The sequence below is a fragment of the Buttiauxella gaviniae ATCC 51604 genome, assembly GCF_001654835.1.
GTDB classification, from domain to species: Bacteria; Pseudomonadota; Gammaproteobacteria; order Enterobacterales; family Enterobacteriaceae; genus Buttiauxella; species Buttiauxella gaviniae.
Genome location: NZ_LXEP01000113.1, coordinates 1 through 350, shown reverse-complemented (window position 1 = coordinate 350; position 350 = coordinate 1). Strand labels below are relative to the sequence as shown.

The following is a 350-nucleotide window of genomic DNA, read 5'->3' as shown; positions in this document are numbered from 1 at the left end:
GCAGGCGCATAACGCCGTCACTATCGACACGGTGGCGGGTGACAACACCGTCAACGCCAGCGAATCCCGTATGCCAACGCTCATCAGCGGAGAGGTGTCCGGTGATGCGCAGGTGGGTGACCACGTGGTGGTCAGTGTTAACGGCCATGAATATCACGGCAATGTTGTGGCGGATGCTAACGGTCAGCTGCGTTACGAAGTACCGGTCCCGACGGCAGTGCTGAATGAAGGCAACAATGACGTACAGGTAATGGTCACTGGTGTGGATGCATCCGGTAACACCTCGATTGCGGTTGAGCACCAGAACGTGGTGCTCGACACCCATGCCGAAAACCATGTGCTCATCCAGA

1 protein-coding gene is annotated in these 350 nt (G+C 57.1%); it reads left to right on the top strand.

The features are described from left to right. On the top strand, positions 1-350 hold a 350-nt coding region (locus tag M977_RS23970), incomplete at both ends, for an Ig-like domain-containing protein (RefSeq protein ID WP_157092152.1).